This window comes from Enterobacter sp. 50588862 (assembly GCF_001462935.1).
GTDB lineage: Bacteria > Pseudomonadota > Gammaproteobacteria > Enterobacterales > Enterobacteriaceae > Enterobacter > Enterobacter bugandensis.
The window spans coordinates 142776-162333 of sequence record NZ_LNHM01000049.1 but is presented as its reverse complement, the minus strand read 5'-3'; the positions used below and the strand labels follow the sequence as shown (position 1 = coordinate 162333).

Below are 19558 nucleotides of genomic sequence, written 5' to 3'. Positions count from 1 at the left end.
AGCTGAAAGTGATCGGCTTAACACTGTGGTGTAAATCTCTGGTTTGACCACGCATTATTGCGTTTCAAAGTTGTTAAATTTTATCCGTTGTTCTAGAAACAAAATGTAACATCTCACTGTTTCACAACAACGGACAACAACTATGAACAACTCAGGGAAATACCTTACGTGGGCGGTGCTCTCCGTTGTGGGAGCCTTTGCCCTGGGCTATATCGCCCTCAACCGGGGGGAGCAGATCAATGCGCTCTGGATCGTCGTCGCCTCCGTCTGCATTTATCTCATTGCGTACCGTTTTTATGGCCGCTATATCGCAAAGACGGTACTGGGCGTAGACGGCACACGCATGACGCCTGCCGTGCGCCACAACGACGGGCTGGACTACGTGCCGACCGACAAAAAAGTGCTGTTCGGTCACCATTTCGCGGCGATTGCCGGTGCAGGCCCGCTGGTGGGGCCGGTGCTGGCGGCGCAGATGGGCTACCTGCCGGGGATGATCTGGATCCTCGCGGGGGTGGTGCTGGCAGGCGCGGTGCAGGACTTTATGGTGCTGTTCGTCTCCACCCGTCGCGACGGCCGTTCTCTGGGTGAGCTGGTGAAAGAGGAGATGGGGGCAACCGCCGGGGTGATTGCGCTGGTGGCGACCTTTATGATCATGGTGATCATCCTCGCGGTGCTTGCGATGATCGTGGTGAAAGCGCTGACCCACAGCCCGTGGGGGACGTATACCGTTGCCTTTACCATTCCGCTGGCGCTGTTTATGGGGATTTACATTCGCTACCTGCGCCCGGGGCGCATCGGTGAAGTGTCGGTGATTGGCCTGGTGTTTCTGGTGTTCGCGATTATCTCCGGCGGCTGGGTGGCGGAAAGCCCGACCTGGGCACCATTCTTCGACTTTACCGGCGTGCAGCTGACCTGGATGCTGGTGGGCTACGGCTTTGTGGCGGCGGTGCTGCCGGTGTGGCTCCTGCTGGCCCCGCGCGATTATCTCTCAACCTTCCTGAAAATCGGCACCATCGTCGGGCTGGCCATCGGCATTCTGATTATGCGCCCAACGCTGACCATGCCTGCGCTGACCAAATTCATCGACGGTACCGGCCCGGTCTGGACTGGTAACCTGTTCCCGTTCCTGTTTATTACCATCGCCTGCGGTGCGGTGTCGGGCTTCCACGCGCTGATTGCCTCCGGGACCACGCCGAAGATGCTGGCCAACGAGAATCAGGCCTGCCTGATTGGCTACGGCGGCATGCTGATGGAGTCCTTCGTGGCGATTATGGCGCTGGTCTCCGCCTGCATTATCGACCCGGGCGTTTACTTTGCGATGAACAGCCCGATGGCGGTACTGGCCCCGGCTGGCACCGTTGACGTGGTAGCGTCCGCCGCGCAGGTGGTGAGCGGCTGGGGTTTTGCCATTACCCCGGAAACGCTGACGCATATCGCTAATGAGGTGGGCGAGCAGTCAATTATCTCCCGCGCGGGCGGGGCGCCGACGCTGGCGGTGGGCATGGCCTACATTCTCCACGGCGCGCTGGGCGGGCTGATGGACGTGTCGTTCTGGTATCACTTCGCCATCCTGTTCGAGGCGCTGTTTATTTTGACGGCGGTGGATGCGGGAACCCGTGCGGCGCGCTTTATGCTGCAGGATCTGCTGGGGGTGATCTCCCCGAACCTGAAGCGGACCGATTCGCTCCCGGCTAACCTGCTGGCGACGGCGCTATGCGTGCTGGCGTGGGGCTACTTCCTGCATCAGGGCGTGGTCGATCCGCTGGGCGGGATCAACACCTTGTGGCCGCTGTTCGGTATCGCCAACCAGATGCTGGCGGGCATGGCGCTGATGCTCTGCGCGGTGGTGCTCTTCAAGATGAAGCGCCAGCGTTACGCGTGGGTGGCGCTGGTGCCAACCGCCTGGCTGCTAATCTGTACCCTGACGGCGGGCTGGCAAAAAGCCTTCAGCCCGGACAATAAGGTGGGCTTCCTGGCGATCGCCAACAAGTTCCAGGCGATGATCGACAGCGGCAAGATCCCGGCGCAGTACACCGAATCGCAGTTGTCTCAGTTGGTGTTCAACAACCGTCTGGATGCCGGACTGACCATCTTCTTTATGGTGGTGGTTGTGGTGCTGGCGTTGTATTCTCTGAAAACCGCGCTGGCGGCGCTGAAGGTCGACACGCCGACGGCGAAAGAGACGCCGTACGAGCCGATGCCTGAAAACCTGGACGAGATTGTGACCCAGGCGAAAGGGGCGCATTAACCTGTGTGCCGGGTGGCGCTAGCGCTTACCCGGCCTACATTTCCAGTGAGACCAGAATGATGTTCGACACCCTCTCCAAAGCAGGTAAGTACCTGGGCCAGGCCGCCAAAATGATGATTGGCGTGCCGGATTACGATAACTACGTCGAGCATATGCGCGTCAACCACCCGGACCAGACGCCGATGACCTACGAAGAGTTTTTCCGCGACCGCCAGGACGCCCGTTACGGCGGCAAGGGCGGGGCGAAGTGCTGTTAACCCTCTTTCGGTAAATAGAGGCTGATTTGCTCCTGCTTGCAGCCATAAATTGCCGCCAGCTTTTCGCGGGTGCGCTTTTGCGGACGGGAGTCCAGCGCTTCCAGCTGTGATACGGCGGACTGGCTGATGCCGAGTTTTTCCGCCACCTCCTGCTGGGATAGCCCGCGCAGGATACGCCACGCGGCCTGCAGGCTGACATTCTCGCTATGCATGATGTCGCACACTTCACCAGGTAATCCTACGTCATCATAACAATCGTGTTCGACTTCAATATCCTCTAGATCATCATCGTTTTCGTCGTCAATTTCTGCCATCTGTAAGCACATACGAAAGTATTCATCATAGGGAATAACGACGTACTGCGCTTTTCCCTCATCGTCCTTAATTAGCTGAACAGCCATAGGGGGCTTTCTCCTCGTGAAGGTAGGTCGTTGATGTTCTGCGCTTGACGGCCAAAACATAACAATGGTTATCGGGATCGTCCCGAAGTGTAATCAGAATGCGGTAATCGCCAACGCGTAGCCGAAAATGATTTTCTGTTGCCGATATTTTTTTGATATCGGGCCGGGGAGCTGAGCGATCGTCCAGCTCAGCAAGTTTTGCTTTGATTCTTCGCTGATATCGGCCATCGATTTTGGAAAACTCTTTCTTTGCATTCTTTGACCAGACAATCTTCATCCGTACCTCCACTGTACGCCCACACAAATTATAAGGAAATAATAAGACTATTAGATAAATTCCGAATTTCTTATGGGGTACTGTAGAGCGGACATAAAACGGAAGTAAGCGGTAAAAAGTGAAACATCGAGGCGGCTCGACAAGGCCTCTGCCGGGCGACAGAGGCTTTCAGGAAATTTGCGATCAGGCGTTCAACCCGCCGTCGACATCCAGCCCTGTGCCGGAGATCTGCCCGGCTGCCGGGCTGGCAAGGAAGGTGACCGCCGCCGCAACGTCTTCCGGCTGGCCGTAATGGCCCAGGGCAATAAGCTGACGCTGTGAGTCAGCCTGCTCACCGTCCTCCGGGTTCATATCGCTGTTGGTCGGGCCGGGGTGCACCAGGTTAACGGTAATGCCGCGCGGGCCAAGATCGCGGGCCAGACCGCGGGTGAGGGAGTTCAGTGCAGATTTAGTCATTGAGTAGACGGCAATCCCCGGCTGTGCCACGCGGTTCGCCAGACAGCTGCCGATGTTGATGATGCGCCCGCCGTCGGACATATGCACCAGCGCTTCCTGAATGGCGATCACCACGCCGCGGATGTTGACGTTGATCAGTGCGTCGATGTCCGCCAGCGTCATGGACTCCAGCGGGCCGCCACGCGCGATACCGGCGTTATTGACCAGGATGTCCAGCCCCCCGAGAGAGCGTGCCGCATGGGTGACGGCATCCTGAATCGCCTGCGCGCTGGCGCTGTCGGCCTGAATGGCCTCGCCGTGCCGCCCCAGCGCCTTAATTTCATCGGCGACCGCCAGGGCTTTATCGGCGGATTTTTCATAGGTGATGACCACATCGGCACCGGCGCGCGCCAGCGACAGGGCAATCGCACGACCCAGCCCGCGGCTGGCGCCGGTAACCAGCGCCTTTTTATCTGTTAAATCGATCTGCATGATGACCTCGTTACGAGAGTGGTGAGAACCATCATTAGGTATAGCCCGTCGGCGCAATTAACGGCGGAAGGATTCCACTTTCTCAAACGCGGCGCGCAGAGCCTCAGGCGTTAACGTCACCGGCAGATAGTGAATCGACTCCACCGGGCGCAGCGTGTGGGCGATGACCTTGTCGAGATCGTCGCGGTTATTGATGTCGACGTCCAGCTCGCGAAGCGTGGTCGGCAGGTTAAAGCGCCGGTATGCCGCCACCAGCTGCGCCAGCACGTCGTCCTGGCCGAGCAGGGCGCTCTGCACCAGAATGCCGTAGGCCACCTTGGTGCCGTGCAGGTATTTTTCCGTCTGCGGCAGCACGGTCAAGCCGTTGTGCACCGCGTGCGCCGCCGCCACGCGGGTGTAGCGTTCGCCCAGGCCGCCAACCATCCCGCCACCGGCGATAATCGCATCCACCACGTCCCGGAACGCCTGGGTCTGTTCGCCGCGCTGCTGGTCGGCCAGCGCTTCCTCACTGTGTTCCAGCAGCACGTCGCGGATCGCCAGCGCGCCGTTAATGCCCAGCCGCACGGTCAGCGGCAGGGTTTCCGGCTCAGGTGCCAGCACCACCGCTTCGTACCACTTCGCCAGAGTATCGCCGATGCCCGCCAGCAGATACTCCGCCGGGGCGTTAAGAATGATTTGTGGCTCCACCAGCACCAGGAAGTTGGCGTCATCGAAGATCTCAAAATGCAGCGCCTGACCGGCGTCGTTGTACCAGACGGAGAGCGGGGTCCACGCCGCGCAGGTGGCGGCGATGGTGGGAATGCCCACGAACGGAACGCCTAAGCGGCGCGCCACGGCCTTGACGGTATCCATCACCGCGCCGCCGCCGACGCCAATCACCACGCTGGCATCGCTGCCGGATTCGTTCACCAGACGGGTGACGTCGCGCTCGCTGCAGTGGCCCTTAAACAGCAGATGTTTTGCCCCCGTCGCATTAAAACTCTCCGGCAGGAACGGGCGTGCGCCCTCTATTGCGCGCTCGCCGTAAATCCATACCGCATGGGAAAGCTGTTCCGGGGTAAAGAAATCATCCAGGCGCGCAAGGCTTCCGGAATGGGAGAAGTAGTTCGCCGGGCCGGGCACGACGCGGATGTCGGTGTTGCTCATGGTGTTGTCCTTTTTTCGCAAGCGCTAACCCGATGTTATGTCTGGACATCCGGATGGCTAATAATATTTCGCTTTATCTTATGCCTTTTCCGTCGTTGTCAGTCAACCGGAGCTGTGAAAAATTCGCTAAATCAGAAGAGTAATGAAGGATTTACGCGGATGGTTTCCAGTCGTCTTGAAATGCGTGGTATCAGCCTGGCCTTTTCCGGCTTTCAGGCGCTGACGCGCGTGGACTTCACGCTGAACGGCGGGTCGGTGCATGCGCTGACCGGGGCCAACGGCGCGGGGAAATCGACGCTGATGGCGGTGCTGTGCGGGACGCACGACCACTATGAAGGCGAAATCTCCATTAACAACCAGCCGGTAAACATTCGCGAGCCGCTGGACGCCAAACGGCTGGGCATCCACCTCGTGCAGCAGGAGGTAGACGTGGCGCTGATCCCGGGGTTAAGCATTGCCGAAAACATCATGCTCGACCAGCTGGCGCAGCCGGGGCATCGCTTCAGCTGGCGCGCCGTCCGCCAGCAGGCGAAGCAGGCGCTGGCGCAGTTGGATGTTTCTCTGGACGTTCGCCGCTCCATCGACGGCTGCACGCTGGCCGAAAAGCAGCAGATTTTGCTGGCGCGCGCCTTGTCCCACCACTGCCGGTTTTTGATTCTTGATGAACCCACCGCGCCGCTGGACGCGCACGAGAGCGAGCGTCTGTTTGCCGTGGTGAGACGGTTAAAGCAGCAGGGCATCGGCGTGGTGTTTATCTCCCACCGCATTCACGAGCTGAAGGCCATCTGCGACACCCTGACGGTGCTGCGCGACGGCAAGCTGATCGAGTCCGGCCCGATGGCCGATCTCAGCGGCGAAGCGATCGTCGAGAAGATGCTCGGCCACGTGCTGAGCGATATCTATCCGCCCGCGCGGCCGCCGCACGGCGAAGAGACGCTGCTGCGGGTGGAAGGGCTGCACGACGACGCGCTGCTGAAGGATATCTCCCTGCACCTGCGCAAAGGCGAAATCCTCGGGATTGCCGGGCTGGCGGGGGCGGGCAAAACCGAACTCTGCAAGGCGCTGTTTGGCGCGACAAAAAGCCGTGTCGAACGCGGCGAGCTGAACCATCAGGACTGGAAACCGCGCGACCCGGCGGACTCGGTGCTGCGTGGGCTGGCGCTGGTGCCGGAGGAGCGGCGCAAAGAGGGTATTTTTATCGACGAGCCGGTGAGCATGAACCTTGCCGTGTGCGCCGATAACAGCTTTTCGCGCTGGAGCCTGTTTGGCCATCGTCAGGCGTGGCGCTGGGCGGAAGAGGTGATTGCTCGCGTCGGCGTGCGCGCCCGAGGGCCGGGGCAGGTGCTGCGCCGCTTATCCGGCGGCAACCAGCAGAAGATCGCCATCGGTAAATGGCTGCGCAATGACGCCAGCGTGCTGATCTTCGACGAGCCGACCAAAGGCGTGGACGTGAAGGCCAAAACCGATCTGTTCCAGCTGATTGACGGCCTGGCGCGCGAGGGCAAAGGGGTCATTTACGCCTCCGGCGAGTTTGCCGAGCTGGTGGGACTGTGCGACCGCATCTGCGTCCTGTGGGACGGGCGCATCGTGGCGGAAATCGCCGGGGCCGAGGCCCGTGAAGAGACACTACTTTATTATTCAACCGGAGGAACGGCGTCGTGAGCAAGGCCCTTTCAGTGACCGCGGCGGCGTCTGGCCGTCAGCAACTTTTTGATTTTCTCTATAAATGGGGCATGCTGCTCACCGTCGTCGCGCTGGTGGCCGTCTTTGGCCTGGCGTCGGACAGCTTCCTCGATCCAAACAACATCATCAATATTCTGCGTTCGATTGCCATCGTGACGGTGATTGCCATCGGCGTGTCGATCTCGCTGACCATTGGCGGGTTCGATCTCTCCGTAGGATCGACCGCGTCGCTGGCGAACGCGCTGGTGATTTCCCTTTTCGTCTGGCACGGCTTCGGCACCACCGAGTCGATTCTGATCACCCTCGCGCTCTGCACGCTGGTCGGCCTGTTTAACGCCTTTCTGATCGTCATCCTGCGCATTCCGGACATGCTCGCGACGCTGGCAAGCCTGTTTGTGATCCAGGGCGTGGCGATGACCTACAGCTACGGCGGGTCGATTACCGAGAACATGGTGCTGCCGAGCGGCGACATGGCGGAAGGGACCATTCCGGCGGCGTTCAGCCTGCTGGGGCAGGTGCCGACCATCGTCATCATCATGCTGTCGGTGACCCTTCTGGCGCAGCTGGGGCTGTCGCTGACCACTCACGGACGCCGGATGTATGCCATTGGCGGCAACCCGGAGGCGGCGCGCCTCTCCGGCATTCGCACCACCCGCTACAAGGTGGCGGCCTACGTGATTGCCTCCCTGCTGGCGGGCCTGGGCGGGATTTTGCTGGCCTCCCGCATCGGTTCGTCGCAGGTGAATGCGGGCGGCGGATACCTGATGGATGCGGTGGCGGCGGCGTGGATCGGCTTCTCGCTGGCCGGGTCCGGCAAGCCGAACGCGCTGGGCACGCTGGTGGGGGCTGTGATCCTCGGCGTGCTGTCGAACGGGCTGGTGATGCTCTCCGTGCCGTATTACGCCATGGACATTATAAAAGGGCTGGTGCTCGCGGTAGCGCTGGCGATTACCTACATACAAAAACGCTGACAACACAACGGGATAAAAAATGAAAAAGATTGCACTCTCTTTGGTGGCATTAGGGTTATTCACCGCTCTGCCTGGCTTCGCGGCCACGCCCGCGCCGCTTCCGGCTGCCATTGCCAACCATTACGGCCCGATCCGCATCGCGGTGATCCGTAACCTCGGCTCAGACGACAACACCACGCAGTTTATTGCCGGGGCCATTCAGGAAGGGAAGAAGCTCGGCTTTAAGGTCAGCACCTTTTTAAGCAACGGGGATGACGCTAAATTCCAGGACTTCGTTAACCAGGCCATCAGCCAGAAATATGACGGGATCATCCTGTCGCAGGGCCGCGATCCGTACTCCACCGCGCTGGTGAAGAAGGCGGTGGATGCCGGGATCAAGGTCTCCGTATTTGATACCGCCGTAAACGGCGAGATCCCGGGCGTGACCGTCACCCAGCAGGACGACGCCTCCCTGACGAATCTCTCCTTCGGCCAACTGGCGAAAGATTTCAACGGCAAGGCCAACATCGTCAAGCTGTGGGTGGCGGGCTTCCCGCCGATGGAGCGCCGTCAGGCAGCCTATAAAGAATTGCAAAAGCAGTACCCGGAGATTAAAGAGCTGGAGTCCATCGGCGCGGTCTCTTCTGACGTGCAGGGCGACACCGCCAACAAGGTGGGCGCGATCCTGGCGAAATACCCGAAAGGCAAAATCGACGCCATCTGGGGGACCTGGGACGCCTTCAGCCAGGGGGCGTATAAAGCGCTGAAGGAGAATGGACGCACCGAGATCAAGCTCTACAGCATTGACATCTCCAACCAGGATTTACAGCTGATGCGCGAGCCGGGCAGCCCGTGGAAGGTGAGCGTGGCGGTGGATCCGAAGCTGATTGGTGCGACTAACGTGCGCCTGATCGCCAACAAGATTGCCGGGGAAGCCACGCCTGCCACCTACGACTTCAAAGCCGCCGCGATCCCGCAGGCGCTGCTGACCGCGCAGCCGGGGGCGGTGAACGTGGCGTCGCTGGGCAAAATCATTCCGGGCTGGGGCCAGACGGAAGATTTTATCGCCCCGTGGTTTGCGACGCTGGAAGCGAAAAATAAATGAGCATCCTCCCCACGCCAGAATACAGCCGCAATATGCGGCTGATCGGCCATAGCGACCAGGGCGGTCGCCCGGACGGCGTGCAGCTGATGGTGCACCGCGGTTTTGCCTATATTGGCCATATGGTGTCGCAGGGCTTTTCGATAGTAGACGTGCGCGACCCGAAAAAACCGAAACCCGCGGGCTATGTACCTGCGCCGCCGGGCACCTGGAACGTGCACCTCCAGGCGCATGACGACCTGCTGCTGGTGATCAACGCCCGGGATCTGTTTGCCGATGCCCGCTTTGCCGACGAGAAGGTCTACTACACCCGTCAGGTAGGAGAGACCGTCAGCGACGTGCAGGACAGGGGCTGGAGCGCCGGGCTTCGCGTTTTTGATATCTCCACGCCGGACGCGCCGCGCGAAATCAGCTTTCTCTCGCTGAGCGGCATCGGCATTCACCGCATCTGGTACGTCGGTGGCCGCTGGGCGTACGTGTCAGCGCTGATCGACGGTTTTACCGACTACATCTTTCTGACGATCGACCTGGCGGACCCGCGCAAGCCCGAGGTGGCGGGGCGCTGGTGGCTGCCGGGCATGAACCAGGCCGAAGGCGAACAGCCGAACTGGCCGGAGGGAAAGCGCTACGCGCTGCATCACGCGATTATTGCCGGCGATACGGCGTACGGCAGTTGGCGCGACGGCGGCTTAACGCTGCTTGACGTGAAGGACCGCAGTCAGCCGACGCTGATTAGCCACCGTAACTGGAGCCCGCCGTTTGGCGGCGGGACGCACACCGCGCTGCCGCTGCCGGACCGGGATCTGCTGGTGGTGCTGGACGAAGCGGTGCTCGATAACCAGCAGGACGGCGAGAAGCTGATCTGGCTGTTTGATATTCGTGAGCCGTCGAACCCGGTGAGCATCTCGACCTTCCCGCAGCCGAATGAAACCGACTACGTGGCAAAAGGGGCGCATTTCGGCCCGCACAATCTGCACGAGAACCGTCCCGAAAGCTTCGTCAGCTCGACGCTGATTTTCGCGACGTATCAGAACGCGGGCGTGCGCGCGTATGACATTTCTAATCCGTATCGCCCAGTGGAAACCGGCGCGCTGGTGCCCGCGGCACCGGAGAGGATGATGGACACGCGGCCGAATCGCCCGCAGGTGATCCAGTCCTGTGACGTGTTTGTGGATGCGCAGGGGATTATCTACAGCACGGACTATAACGCCGGGCTGTCGGTGATTGAGTATCTGGGGTAAGTGCGGTTTGATGCCCTCTCCGACAGGGAGAGGGAGAAAATCAACTGTATTGCCGCACCCGCGCCACCAGATCTTCCGCGCTGTCGATGCGGTCGGCAATCAGAATCAGCGCTTTGCCGAGCGCGATCGCGTGGCGCAGGCATTCGTGGCGCATGGCCTCGTCCTGGATGCTGTCGATATCCGCGACGTGGGAAAGCCCGACGCTGCGGCGAATGAGTTCGGTGCCGCAGAACCCGATGGCATCATGCCAGACCTTTTTCAGGAACGCGGAGGCATAGCCTGGCGCGCTGAGCGCGGCGTCGCGTGCTTTCTCGTTTGCTAGCGCCTGGAAGCGTTCCGCAAAGGTGTTCCACAGCTCCTGAATATCGGTCAGGCGCTGCTCGCGCGCGGCGGCGGCATCACGAATGCCCAGATGCCCCGGCAGGCCGCAGAAGTTGAGCAGCAGGTTGCCGATGGCGGTGCCGATATCAAATCCAATCGGGCCAAAATAGCCGAACTCAGCGTCGATGGCCTTCAGGCTGCCGTCGTCCACAAAAATCGAGCCGCTGTGGATATCCCCGTGCAGCAGGGCTTCAGCCTGAGAAAAGAAGCGGTGCTTGAGGGCGGCCACGGCAATTTTCAGCTGGGCGTCGTCGCGCAGGGCGGCGACGTCATTTTCCAGCTCGGCAGGGTAGTTATTGCGCTCATGAACCTGGTACGGATCGTTGAAGAACAGATCTTCGGTGATCTCGCACATCTCCGGGTTGATGAATTTCGCCACCTGCGCTTTTTTCTCGTGCGGGTGCAGGTAGAAATCGCTGGTGTGGAACAGCGCCTGCGCGAGGTATTCACCCAGCTGGCGCGCCGCCTGCGGGTAGTAAATGTTTTTGATCAGCTCGCCGCGCCAGATGCGATGGCTGGAGAGATCTTCCATTACCATCACCGCCAGTTCGGGGTCATAGTGGTGGATTTTTACGGTGTGCTGCGGGCTGTGCTGGTAATGCTCGACCAGGGTTTGCGCCTCGAGGCGAGCGCGATCCAGCGTCAGCGGCCAGGACTCGCCGACGCAGCGCACGTAGGGCAGTGCCTGTTTGACGATGATGCGGCTGACGCCCGCGCTGTCGTAAATTTTAAAAACCAGATTGAGGTTGCCGTCGCCCACTTCCTGCGCCTCTACCAGCGATGACGGATCGTCAAGCCCACCAAACTGCCTGGCATACTCCACGGCGTCCTGAGCGGTAAAGGTACGGTATTGCGACATGGCCTGTTCCTCACGAGTTAACTAATTAAGACATGTAGACGTCTATACATCTGGACTTCATCCTGACACAATGTGCTACAACAACGCAACAGGGAATTAACGACATGCAGACATTACAGACGACCAGCCTGCGGGTGGCGGATAATCAGCTCTTTATTCTCGACCAGCAGGCGCTTCCGCAGGAGAAACGCTGGCTGGATGCCTCAACGGTGGAGGCGCTGGTTGGGCATATCCACGCTCTGCGCGTGCGTGGCGCGCCGTTGATTGGTCTCTCTGCAAGCCTGCTGCTGGCGCTGCTGGCGGAAAACGGCAAAAGCCGCGATGAGCTGGCGGTGGCGCTGGAAACGCTTCGCGCATCCCGCCCGACGGCGGTAAACCTGATGAACAACCTCGACCGCATGAAGCTTGCGCTGTGGGAAGAGGATTTCGTTCCGGCGCTGGTGGCTGAGGCGCTGCGCCTGATTGACGAAGACAAACGGCTTTGCGACGCGATTGCAAAAGCGGGCAGCGCGCTGGTGAAGCCCGGCAGCCGTCTGCTGACCCACTGCAACACCGGCGGGCTGGCAACCGCGGGCGTCGGTACGGCGCTGGGCGTGATTGCACGGGCGCATCAGGAAGGCAACGTCAGCAGCGTCTGGGTGGATGAAACCCGTCCGCTGTTGCAGGGCGGCAGGCTGACCGCATGGGAGTTGGGCGAGCTGGGGGTGCCGTATCAGTTGATTACCGACTCCATGGCCGCCAGCCTGATGGCGAAAGGGCAGGTGGACGCCGTGTGGGTGGGGGCCGATCGCATTGCCGCTAACGGTGACGTGGCGAACAAGATCGGCACTTATTCGCTGGCGGTGCTGGCGAAATTCCACGGTATTCCATTTTACGTCGCCGCCCCACAAACGACGCTCGACCCGGCCTGCCCGAACGGGGATGCGATCCCCATCGAGCAGCGCGACGCCAGCGAGGTGACGGGCGTTGCCGGAAGCTTTGGCGCGGTGCAGTGGGCACCGGAAGACGCGCAGGTCTATAACCCGGCATTCGACGTCACGCCTGCCTCGCTGATTAGCGGCTGGGTGCTGGATACGGGTGTGGTTACGCCGGATGAGGTGGCGGAAGGGAAATTTGCCTGAGTCCGGCTATCCTTTAAGGGGGTTCCCTGAGAGGACAACATCGTGACGCTCGATCCTGAAACAGACTTAAAACTGGAGCGCGTGGTGGACGCACCGCGCGACCTGCTCTGGCTCTGCTGGACCACGCCCGAGCACATCAAAAACTTCTTCATTCCTGCTCCGCACAAGGTGACCGAATGCGACCTCGACCTGCGCGTGGGGGGCGGTTCAACACCGTGTTTGAGGTGGACGGGCAGCGGATGGATAACCGGGGTGTCTTCCTGGAAATCGACCCGGGGAAAAAGCTGGTGTTTACCGACGGCTATACCGAAGGCTGGAAACCGGCCGAGAAGCCGTTTATGACGGCAATTTTGTTGCTGGAAGACGTCGGGGAGGGGAAAACCCGCTATACGGCGATAGCGCGCCATCCGACGAAGGAAATCCGCGAGCAGCATGAACAGATGGGCTTCCACGAAGGGTGGGGGATAGTGCTGGATCAGCTGGTGGAGTATGTGAAAGGGCTTAACGCTTAGTGCGCGCTGGTGCCCTCACCCCGACCCTCTCCCACAGGGAGAGGGAGAAAAGATCAGGCCAGGCGCGGATACGCATCCGCAATCCCATCACCCGTAAACTGGGCCACCCATCCCTCAGGGTTATCGAAAATACGAATGGCCGTAAAGTTCGGTTCTGAGCCCATATCAAACCAGTGCGGTGTGCCGGCGGGTACGGAAATCAGGTCGTTTTTCTCACACAGCACCTGATACACCTCATCGCCGATGTGCAGGCAGAACAGCCCCGTACCTTCCACGAAAAAGCGTACTTCATCCTCGCCGTGGGTGTGTTCGTTCAGGAACTTCGCGCGCAGCGCCTCTTTCTGCGGGTTGTCGGCGCGCAGGCTGATCACATCCCAGCTCTGATAGCCTTTCTCTGCCACCAGCTTGTCGATCGCGTGTTGATACGCTTCGATCACGGCTTCGGGCGCAGGATCCTGCCCTAAATCACGGTCTGCCGCCCAGCGCTCAAAGCGCACGCCTTTAGCGTTGAGCTGTTGAGCGATCTCGGCGGCGTCGGTGCTGTGCCACAGAGGCTTACTGGCGTCTTTATCGGAATAAATGGTCAATGCGCTCATGAAGGGATCTGCTCCGGATTAATCTCGTCAAACTGGTGGACCTGATGGTGGTGGCTTGCACCGTCATCATCACCGCGAATCAGCTGCAGGGTGCGAAAACCTGCCTGTTCAGCCGCGTCCAGCTCCTGATGAATATCGGAGAGGAACAGGATCTGCGACGGGGCGATGCCCGTGTGTGCCGCAATGTTCTTGTAAGACTGCACCTCGCGCTTGGCGCCGATGTGGGTGTCAAAATAGCCGCTGAACAGATGAGTAATATCACCTTCGTCGCTGTAGCCAAATAACAGTTTCTGCGCAGCAACGGAGCCAGAGGAATAAACATAGAGATCAATCCCTTGCGCCTTCCATTTTTCCAGCGCGGGCAGAACGTCAGGGTAGAGATGGCCGGTAAAGTCACCGTTGATGTAGCCCTCCTGCCAGATGATGCCTTGCAGGGCTTTGAGCGCCGTCGATTTGCGGTCTTCATCCATAAAGCTAAACAGCACGTCGATGAGATCGCCGACGCCGGCATGCGGATCGCTGATTTCATCGCGCAGGTTCTCCAGAATCGATTTGACCGGCTCGGCGTACTGCTGGGCGGTCACGAAGGCCGCCAGCCGCTCACGCGCGTAGGGGAACAAAACGTCATGGACAAAACGAATATCGCTGGTGGTTCCTTCAATATCCGTCACAATCGCGCGAATCATACTCTCTCCAGTTGTCGTAAACGCATTTCGCATTCAAATAAGAACTCTAATCCTTCCAGATGACGGCGGGCTTCGGCCACGTCGCGTCCCCAGCAGGTTAAGCCATGGCCGCGCAGAAGAAAACCACAATTAAGCGGACGCTCCTGGGCGTAATGGGCGATGCGCGAGGCGAGGGCGTCGATGTCCTGGTCGTTATCAAATACCGGGATGGCGACGGTATCCAGATGGGTAGTCTGCCCGGTAAGCGATTTCTGCATCTCGAAACCGCTGATATTCAGTTCGGCTTCTTTGACCAGACGCGACAGTACCGTGGCGTTAACGGTATGAACGTGCAGGACGGCGTTAGCCTCCGGGAACAGGCGATAAATAAGGGTGTGTAGCCCAGTCTCCGCCGACGGTTTTCGACCGGACGGCGCCCGGTTGGTGGCGATCTCCACCTGTAGAAAATCGTCGGTGGTCAGGCTGCCTTTGTCCTTGCCGGATTCGCTGAGCCAGCAGAGGTGCTCGTCCTGACGCACCGACATATTACCGCCGGTGGCGGGTGCCCAGCCTTTGGCGCCTATCCAGCGGCAGGCGTCGACCAGGTGTGTGAGCAGCAGGTTGTCTGTCATTTCCTTTTACCCCTCGGCCAGGAATATTGATATGGTTTAGACGTCTAAGCGTCTTGATTGCCAAAGACTAACATCGTGTTATAGTGGCAGCAACATAAGTATTACAAGCAGGCACGACAACATGAGCAATAACGTATTGATCCCGCAGAGTAAACTTCCTGATCTCGGTACCACCATCTTTACGCAGATGAGCGCCCTGGCGCAGCAGCACAATGCCATTAACCTCTCGCAGGGGTTCCCCGATTTCGATGGTCCGAAATATTTGCAGGAACGTCTGGCTTACCACGTGGCGCAGGGGGCGAACCAGTATGCGCCGATGACGGGCGTGCAGGCGCTGCGGGAAGCCATTGCCGACAAAACGGCGGAGTTGTACGGACACAGGCCCGATGCGAACAGCGACATTACGGTGACGGCGGGAGCGACCGAAGCGCTGTATGCGGCCATTACCGCGCTGGTGCGCACCGGTGATGAGGTGATCTGCTTTGACCCGAGCTACGACAGCTATGCGCCTGCGGTTGAACTTTCCGGCGGCGTGGTTAAACGCGTGGCGCTGCAGCCGCCGCATTTCCGTCCTGACTGGCAGGCATTCGCGGCACTGTTGAGTGATAAAACCCGCCTGGTGATCCTGAATACGCCGCACAATCCATCCGCAACGGTGTGGCAGAAAGCCGATTTCGCGGCGCTGTGGCAGGCGATTGCGGAACGTGAGATCTACGTGCTGAGCGATGAAGTGTACGAGCATATCTGTTTTGCAGAAGAAGGACACGCCAGCGTGCTGGCCCATCCACAGCTGCGCGAGCGCGCCGTCGCCGTCTCGTCGTTCGGCAAAACCTATCATATGACCGGCTGGAAAGTGGGCTACTGCGTGGCACCGGCCGCCATCAGCGCCGAGCTGCGTAAAGTGCACCAGTATCTGACCTTTGCGGTGAACACGCCCGCCCAGCTGGCGCTGGCGGATATGCTGCGCGCCGAGCCGGAGCACTACCGCGAGCTGCCGGACTTTTACCGCGCGCGCCGGGATCTGTTTGTGAATGCGCTCAGCGAAAGCCGTCTGGAGATTTTACCGTGCGAAGGAACGTATTTTCTGCTGGCCGACTACAGCGCAATCTCCGATCTGGATGACGTCAATTTCTGCCAGTGGCTAACCAAAGAGGCAGGCGTGGCCGCCATACCGCTGTCGGTCTTCTGTGCCGATCCCTTCCCGCATAAACTGATCCGTCTCTGTTTTGCGAAGCAAGAATCGACACTGCTGTTGGCGGCCGAACGCCTGAATGCGCTCTGATTATTTCACCGTCCAGGCTTCTGAATAACGACGGTCTGCGAACAGTTCCAGCAGGCCGTTGATTTGCTTGAGGCGCAACACCTCATCGCTGTCCATACCGAGCTCTTTGCCAATTTTTTGCTCGTTCCAGCCAAGCTGCGCCAGTTCACGGACGATTTCTGCCATCGCGTTGATCTGGTGTCGTCCACGCGCCCGGTTGTGGCGAATGGTTGCGGCCATTCGATCGTGTTTATCCTGGCGCTCGCGGCGCAGGCAGGTGACGGGGAGATACCCTTTCAGCTGTCGCTTTAGCGCTGCCCGCGTGCTGCCGATTTTATGACGATGAAAGCCGTCCACGATTTCGTAGTGCTGAGGGGTATTTTCAGTCACAACGATAGGTTGAGTGAATCCATCCAGTTCCAGCGACTTCGTGAGTAGCCGCTTTTCCGGTGGGGCAACGTTATTGGGATTGTAATCATTGGCCGTAAGACGATCCTGTTTAACCCAGAGCACGCAGTCGACAGGCTGCTCTCGAAAAGGGCTGTGCTGATGTATGACCTGGCGAAACGCATTGATGGCGTTAATGCGATCCTCTTCAGGAAGGGACTGAAGGTACGTTTCGATCTCTGAGATTATTCTTTGTCGCATAAAATTCCCCACTCCTTGCGTTTTGCCTTCACTCTTTCACTGTAGCGTTGATAGTGTTTGGGTTTGTTAGGGCTGAAAGAGAGCGCCCGGCACCAGTAATCGTTATTGAGTAAAACCTTACAAATTCGGCGCCAGGAGGGGATATCTTTTGAGCCAATGTCCCCTTCCTGCGTATCGGGAATATCGTCCATGCCCCGCTTTTGATACCAGTGCAAATACACCGCGATTTTGTTGCGGTAATGCTCTGCCGTCGTTTGCGGCATGCTGTCGAGCAGCAGCATGGCATACGCGTACCAGCTCAGGTGGTCGGGTTTCAGGATCTTCCTGTGGCCGTAGAAATGGTTATCGTGCCCGGCGTAAATTCCGCCGCTGCTCGCACCGCTGACGCGTTCACACATAACGGCCCAGCGTTCAGGCTCGACAACGTGATACAACCACAAACCCTGGCGTTGTTCTGGGCCAAAGGGCTCGCAGATGCGCATATAGCGTGGCGGGACCCCAGCCTGAAACATGAGATTGTACAGCGGGTTATAGCATTCTCCCGTTTTGGCGAACCACGTCCAGATATCCGCGGTTTTCCAGTCGTAAAGCGGGTAGATGTACCAAGCGTGCCCGCCCGGGGCGATGGTTGTCCAGGGTTTATCATCGGCGAAACGCTGCTTGCGGGCGTTGGCGATGGTTAAAAAGCGGTTGTAGGATTCATCGGCGCGTATGCCCACCAGCATTGCGGCAGGGCGATGCTGTGCAAACCAGTCAGAAAACGCACGGACAAAGGCTTCAAACGTCATGCCCGGCTGGTAGAAATCGAAGTAATCAGGGGCGGTTATCGCCTCTTCGGGCGGCTGGCGAACCCACGGTTTGCCCGGCTCCCAGCATTGCCATTCGGGCTGGTATTGCGACAGGGCATTTTGCGTCGTGAGTGGCAGAGCGACCCACCAGTATTTTGCAATCACATCGCCATACTGCTGGAGCATTCTATTTACATGCTCAATGGTGTAAGTGAACTGCGCTTCCCAGTCGATAAAGAGCAGATGAATTTTTTTGCCCATTTTTCGGGCTTGTTGAGCCGTCAAATGCAGCATGATGGTCGAATCTTTCCCGCCTGAAAATGAAACACAAACCATCGGGAGATTCTCAAGCGTCCATGCGATGCGGTCTACCGCGGCCTCAAGGACATTTTGGTCTAGTGGATACTTATACATTGTCAAGGTAAATGCCTCCCTGCAAATAAATACCGGATGGGTGTCAATAATCAAGAGAGAGTAATATTAGGTAAAAAGAGTGGCAGGTAAATGAAAAAGAAAAATGTTTTTCTAAATTATAAATGAGGTTTATGTATTACAAGGTGTAAAGGGCTGTGATAAGCGCAGCCCTTTACCGTTAATTCTCGATGATTTGTTCAACAAACGTTGAGAACACCGCGCTGTTCAACGCCGAGCGGTTATAAAGCATGAAAATATCGAGAGGGGGAAGCGTGAACGGCGCATCTAATTTTTTGAGCCGTAGCACATCTTTATATTTATCAAATAAAGGTTCTGGTACATATCCCAGGAGATGGGATGCGCTGATCATAGTAATGATGGTGAACACGGAGTCACAGCGAAACGCGATGGTTTTATCCGCATGAACTTTCTGCACCAGGGATTGATAGTTTTTGACGCCTATATCATCGCTGAGAAAGAAGGTGAATTTCTCTTCCTGAAGCGCCTCCAGGGTGACGGCCTCTTTCATTCGCGGATGGTCCTGGCTGCACACCAGTATCATGGGGTAACTTGCGTAGGATACGCAGACGATTGAGCGGTTATTGACGGGCGCCATGGAAAAAATGAGGTCCGCTTTACGGTACGCCAACAGGTCTTCTGCGGAATCAGCTGCCAGCAGCATATCGTGAAGCTCTATTTCATAATTGTGATTTCTCATCAAGAACTTAAGCGGGTTGAGCAAATTTTCAGTCGTCAGGATCTGGGGGCAGTAAACAATAAAATTCTTTTTCAGCACGGAGCCATGCATGATGTTTATCGTCTGCTCAAGCTGATTAAGATTTTGCTCAAGATGATGGTGGAGATTGATGCCCACCGTGGTTGGCGTGATCCCCTTACCGGAACGAATGAACAGCGGGTCGTTGAGTTGGTTACGCAGGCGCTGGAGTGACTGACTGACCGCCGAGGGGGTAATGTAGAGTGTTTCTGCTGCCTTGCTGATGCTCAAGTGTTGAAAGATACATTCAAAAATGACCAGCAGGTTAAGGTCGAATTTTTTTAGATCGTAGAGGTTTGCCATGTTTCATCCTGATTACGTTGTGTTTGCGTTATCACATAACTGATAACTATAGGAGTAAGTTAACCATTTATCATCCATGAGAATAACTTACTTAATTAACGATTTATTTTCGCTTAATATATCACGAAGGTAGATTAATGAAATAGATCTTCAATGAGTATTAAGATACTTTTATCTTTAAAAGTGCGATTCCTTTCGTTGAAATAGTTTTCATTTATATATAGAAAACAATCATCATTCTTATCTATTTCTCCCTGCTTGGGTACCAAAGGAAATAAACGACAGCATTTATTCGTTAAAACCTATCACAGCCATAGATAGGATTGCCGCTCAGGTGCATTGCTCTTACGCTGGACGGGTGTTGTAATCAT

Annotated in this window: 19 protein-coding genes and 1 pseudogene; 9 read left to right on the top strand and 11 right to left on the bottom strand. The window is 57.9% G+C overall.

The window, feature by feature from the left end:
• Positions 1–142: 142 nt before the first annotated feature.
• Together cstA and APT89_RS22580 are read left to right on the top strand one after the other, a co-directional pair.
• A complete protein-coding gene (cstA, locus tag APT89_RS22585; protein ID WP_017694336.1) occupies positions 143–2248 on the top strand; it encodes a pyruvate/proton symporter CstA in 2106 nt (701 codons plus the stop codon).
• 59 nt (positions 2249–2307) lie between these two features.
• Positions 2308–2505 carry a YbdD/YjiX family protein gene (locus APT89_RS22580; protein WP_006809671.1) on the top strand — a complete coding sequence of 66 codons (198 nt, stop codon included), beginning with the start codon at positions 2308–2310 and terminating at the stop codon, positions 2503–2505.
• On the opposite strand, the gene APT89_RS22575 is transcribed toward APT89_RS22580, so the two are convergent.
• From APT89_RS22575 to APT89_RS22560, 4 genes are all read right to left on the bottom strand, one after another.
• Positions 2502–2906, bottom strand: coding sequence for a helix-turn-helix domain-containing protein (locus APT89_RS22575; protein WP_041910943.1), 405 nt, complete (start codon positions 2904–2906; stop codon positions 2502–2504). The two genes, APT89_RS22580 and APT89_RS22575, sit on opposite strands and share 4 nt — an antisense overlap.
• Positions 2887–3183, bottom strand: coding sequence for a type II toxin-antitoxin system RelE family toxin (locus tag APT89_RS22570; protein ID WP_023303272.1), 297 nt, complete (start codon positions 3181–3183; stop codon positions 2887–2889). Before APT89_RS22570 ends, APT89_RS22575 begins: the two co-directional genes overlap by 20 nt.
• A gap of 183 nt (positions 3184–3366) precedes the next feature.
• Positions 3367–4110: an SDR family NAD(P)-dependent oxidoreductase gene (locus APT89_RS22565; RefSeq protein WP_060573669.1), complete on the bottom strand. Its 744-nt coding sequence runs from the start codon at positions 4108–4110 to the stop codon at positions 3367–3369.
• Between the two features lie 57 nt (positions 4111–4167).
• A complete protein-coding gene (locus APT89_RS22560) occupies positions 4168–5256 on the bottom strand; it encodes an oxidoreductase (RefSeq protein WP_060573667.1) in 1089 nt (362 codons plus the stop codon).
• A gap of 159 nt (positions 5257–5415) precedes the next feature.
• Between APT89_RS22560 and APT89_RS22555 the strand changes: the two genes are divergently transcribed.
• The 4 genes from APT89_RS22555 to APT89_RS22540 are packed head-to-tail and all read left to right on the top strand — an operon-like array spanning position 5416 to position 10232.
• Entirely contained in the window at positions 5416–6918 is a 1503-nt protein-coding gene (locus tag APT89_RS22555) for a sugar ABC transporter ATP-binding protein (RefSeq protein WP_060573665.1), read from the top strand.
• The gene (locus APT89_RS22550) at positions 6915–7910 is read left to right on the top strand and encodes an ABC transporter permease (protein ID WP_060573663.1); all 996 of its coding nucleotides are present in this window, start codon (positions 6915–6917) and stop codon (positions 7908–7910) included. Before APT89_RS22555 ends, APT89_RS22550 begins: the two co-directional genes overlap by 4 nt.
• Before the next feature lie 19 nt (positions 7911–7929).
• On the top strand, positions 7930–8994 hold the full coding sequence (locus APT89_RS22545) for a sugar ABC transporter substrate-binding protein (RefSeq protein ID WP_060573661.1): 1065 nt from the start codon (positions 7930–7932) through the stop codon (positions 8992–8994).
• A complete protein-coding gene (locus APT89_RS22540; protein ID WP_060573659.1) occupies positions 8991–10232 on the top strand; it encodes an LVIVD repeat-containing protein in 1242 nt (413 codons plus the stop codon). Before APT89_RS22545 ends, APT89_RS22540 begins: the two co-directional genes overlap by 4 nt.
• A 40-nt stretch (positions 10233–10272) precedes the next feature.
• Here the strand turns inward: APT89_RS22540 and mtnK are convergent, their stop codons facing one another.
• Complete coding sequence (gene mtnK / locus APT89_RS22535; protein WP_060573657.1) at positions 10273–11472, bottom strand: S-methyl-5-thioribose kinase; 1200 nt, start codon at positions 11470–11472, stop codon at positions 10273–10275.
• 104 nt (positions 11473–11576) lie between these two features.
• Between mtnK and mtnA the strand changes: the two genes are divergently transcribed.
• Together mtnA and APT89_RS22525 are read left to right on the top strand one after the other, a co-directional pair.
• On the top strand, positions 11577–12593 hold the full coding sequence (gene mtnA / locus APT89_RS22530; protein WP_060573655.1) for an S-methyl-5-thioribose-1-phosphate isomerase: 1017 nt from the start codon (positions 11577–11579) through the stop codon (positions 12591–12593).
• Between the two features lie 42 nt (positions 12594–12635).
• Positions 12636–13105: pseudogene (locus APT89_RS22525) on the top strand (SRPBCC family protein).
• A 53-nt stretch (positions 13106–13158) separates the two neighbouring features.
• Here the strand turns inward: APT89_RS22525 and APT89_RS22520 are convergent.
• Genes APT89_RS22520 through APT89_RS22510 form a run of 3 tightly spaced genes read right to left on the bottom strand, consistent with a single transcriptional unit; the run spans position 13159 to position 14998 of the window.
• A complete protein-coding gene (locus APT89_RS22520) occupies positions 13159–13701 on the bottom strand; it encodes a 1,2-dihydroxy-3-keto-5-methylthiopentene dioxygenase (RefSeq protein ID WP_060573652.1) in 543 nt (180 codons plus the stop codon).
• Positions 13698–14387 carry an acireductone synthase gene (mtnC, locus tag APT89_RS22515; protein ID WP_060573649.1) on the bottom strand — a complete coding sequence of 230 codons (690 nt, stop codon included), beginning with the start codon at positions 14385–14387 and terminating at the stop codon, positions 13698–13700. Before mtnC ends, APT89_RS22520 begins: the two co-directional genes overlap by 4 nt.
• Positions 14384–14998, bottom strand: coding sequence for a methylthioribulose 1-phosphate dehydratase (locus APT89_RS22510; RefSeq protein ID WP_060573647.1), 615 nt, complete (start codon positions 14996–14998; stop codon positions 14384–14386). Before APT89_RS22510 ends, mtnC begins: the two co-directional genes overlap by 4 nt.
• A 121-nt stretch (positions 14999–15119) precedes the next feature.
• Between APT89_RS22510 and APT89_RS22505 the strand changes: the two genes are divergently transcribed.
• Complete coding sequence (locus APT89_RS22505; protein ID WP_060573645.1) at positions 15120–16280, top strand: pyridoxal phosphate-dependent aminotransferase; 1161 nt, start codon at positions 15120–15122, stop codon at positions 16278–16280.
• Here APT89_RS22505 and APT89_RS22500 read toward each other — a convergent pair whose 3' ends face one another.
• From APT89_RS22500 to citR, 3 genes are all read right to left on the bottom strand, one after another.
• A complete protein-coding gene (locus APT89_RS22500; RefSeq protein ID WP_060573643.1) occupies positions 16281–16907 on the bottom strand; it encodes an IbrB-like domain-containing protein in 627 nt (208 codons plus the stop codon).
• Complete coding sequence (locus APT89_RS22495; protein ID WP_060573641.1) at positions 16892–18115, bottom strand: phosphoadenosine phosphosulfate reductase; 1224 nt, start codon at positions 18113–18115, stop codon at positions 16892–16894. The genes APT89_RS22500 and APT89_RS22495 overlap by 16 nt, the downstream gene beginning before the upstream one ends.
• 172 nt (positions 18116–18287) lie before the next feature.
• The gene (citR, locus tag APT89_RS22490) at positions 18288–19187 is read right to left on the bottom strand and encodes a DNA-binding transcriptional repressor CitR (protein WP_047363743.1); all 900 of its coding nucleotides are present in this window, start codon (positions 19185–19187) and stop codon (positions 18288–18290) included.
• Between the last annotated feature and the right edge of the window lie 371 nt (positions 19188–19558).